Origin of the sequence: Ruoffia sp. FAM 26255 (assembly GCF_045528525.1) — a bacterium.
Lineage (GTDB): Bacteria > Bacillota > Bacilli > Lactobacillales > Aerococcaceae > Ruoffia > Ruoffia tabacinasalis.
Window position 1 is genome coordinate 1 of sequence record NZ_JBGQQX010000108.1, and the last position, 2290, is coordinate 2290.

Here is a 2290-nt window from a genome sequence, read left to right on the forward strand (position 1 = left end):
GGTGGTCGTCCAGCGAAATTGTTTGGTTGTCTGTTCCGTAGAACAGATCCCCTTACACATTTGGTGTGTTTATCTTTGTTCAGTTTTCAATGAGCTTTCGTTGCGGTTGTGATGCAACTTTATTAGTGTAACATGTTTGTTACGCAATTGTCAACTAATTGTTTGAATTAATTTTAATTGGTCTCACATGTTTCGCTTTTTTCTCGTCACTTCATGTGACAAGGTCTATATTGTATCATGTTACTCGATACACTGTCAACCTTTTTTTGAATCTTTTATTCAACCGAAGTTAGATGTTCGATTCGTTTGTGCTGTCTCAATTGACAACCTAATTATAATAGCATGAACCCATAGCCAGTGTCAACACTTTTTAAGAGTTATTTTAACTAACGATAGATTCATTCGGTTGCTCTTTTAACAACTTGAATATAATAGCATCTGAATGACTGCTGTGTCAATAAGATATTTCAAATTTGTATGTATTATATAGAAGGGATAAAGTGATAGCTATAACTAATGCCAGAAATCATACACACAATCACTAATCAATCGCGTATTATGACTCTGGCATATTATATATATATGAATTTATACTAAATCGACTTTCACTTCTGTATTAGCTAATCGATTCAATTCATCTTGCAACTCTTGTGCTTTTTCATCACGTTGATCAATGAACTCTCGATCTTTATCAAATCGAATAGCCTGACCATAGAGAATTTCCTTTGTGGCTTGATTAGCGTATAGAGGAACGAAGTCAATGTGTTCACCTGTCTTACGGTTATAGTATTTTTCTAGGTTTAGGAAGCCTTCATAGATTCTACCTACCTCACTATCATCTGAAGCATAATCAATATCTGGAAAGATTAACACTGAAGCGCCGGCTTGCAAAGTCTCAACCGATTCCTTCAATGTACGGATAATTTGTCTTGATCTTCTATATACAGGAATCACACGTGCCGACTGAGCCAAACGACTAACGAAATACGACACCCCCCACGCAAGAGGTTTCGCAATGAACGGTGGCATCTTAAACCGCTGTGTAAATGTGTAGTTAACGTAATGATCATAACAAGCTTGTTGATCAATGAAAACACTCAAGCCCCATACACGCATAAACTTAGGATACCAAAGTAATACATTGACGGGACCAAACATATTTTGATGGTGGGAAACATAAACAACTGGTTTATCTGTCGGTTCAAATTGAGGCGCTTTATATTTAGGAAAGACTAGTTGAGCTATCTTTCTGATAATTAAATAAAATTTCCCGTATTCCATTAACTACTCCCTCCCATCTATTTAGAAATGAATAATCCTTTAATCATTTGCCTGCCAATTAATACTGAATCACGAATGGTAGAATAATGTGACGTATGATTTTCATGATAGACCGTAGTTATTTCTACACTCTTTACAGAATACTTCTTCTTAGCAATCATAATTAACATGTTTATTTCGTATTCAAAACGATTCCCTGAGACATCTATTAGCTGACCTAGTTGTGTTTCCTTAAAAGCACGTAAACCTGTTTGTGTATCACGAACTTTATATTGATAGAATAAAGCAAATATTAAAGATGTAAACCAATTGCCAATTCGACTTCTAAACGGAACACCACTTTGAGTAAAATTTCTCGTTCCTAAAATATAATCCGCCGAAGAATTAACCATAGTCTCTCCGACATTCACTACATCCGATACAAGGTGCTGACCATCAGAGTCCGCAGTAACAACACTATCAATATTACTATGATTATCCATAATATATTTAAAAGCTGTCTTCAACCCCATCCCTTTACCCATATTCACTTCATGAGTTAGGACCACCGTTCTGTTTAATTTAGTTATCTCCTCAAACAATGTGGCATACTTCTCTTCAGACCCATCGTTAATGACTACAACAGCATAAACGTTATTATCTAGAAGGTCCTGTACATAATTTAGTAATTCATCCATTGGATTATAAGCAGGGATCACAACAATAAAGTTTTTCAATAAACGCACCTCTATTCATTATGTATTCTTCATATTTATAAGTTTATTTAAAAAATATTATATAATTATCCTTTAAATTAAACTATATCATGAATAAGTCAAATTTATCAATTAAAAAGTACGTCGCCCTACTTTAAATGAACCTGAAAAATCTTCAACTTTATATCATTTGATTTGTCAAATTAAGCTAGACAAAACTGCTTCATCTAAGTAACTCAAAAATACTTCCAACGGTGTTCGGTAGTGTAAGGATTTCCGTGGAATCGTGTTCCGTTTGTGTGCAATCGATGACA

Annotated in this window: 2 protein-coding genes and 1 pseudogene; all 3 read right to left on the reverse strand. The window is 34.5% G+C overall.

The window, feature by feature from the left end; genetic code table 11:
* Positions 1-588: 588 nt before the first annotated feature.
* On the reverse strand, positions 589-1281 hold the full coding sequence (locus ACEN31_RS11390; RefSeq protein ID WP_407109468.1) for a hypothetical protein: 693 nt from the start codon (positions 1279-1281) through the stop codon (positions 589-591).
* Positions 1282-1298: 17 nt separating this feature from the next.
* A complete protein-coding gene (locus ACEN31_RS11395) occupies positions 1299-1997 on the reverse strand; it encodes a glycosyltransferase family 2 protein (protein WP_407109469.1) in 699 nt (232 codons plus the stop codon).
* Positions 1998-2174: 177 nt separating this feature from the next.
* Positions 2175-2290 (reverse strand): annotated as a pseudogene (locus ACEN31_RS11400) (IS30 family transposase); the annotation flags it as partial.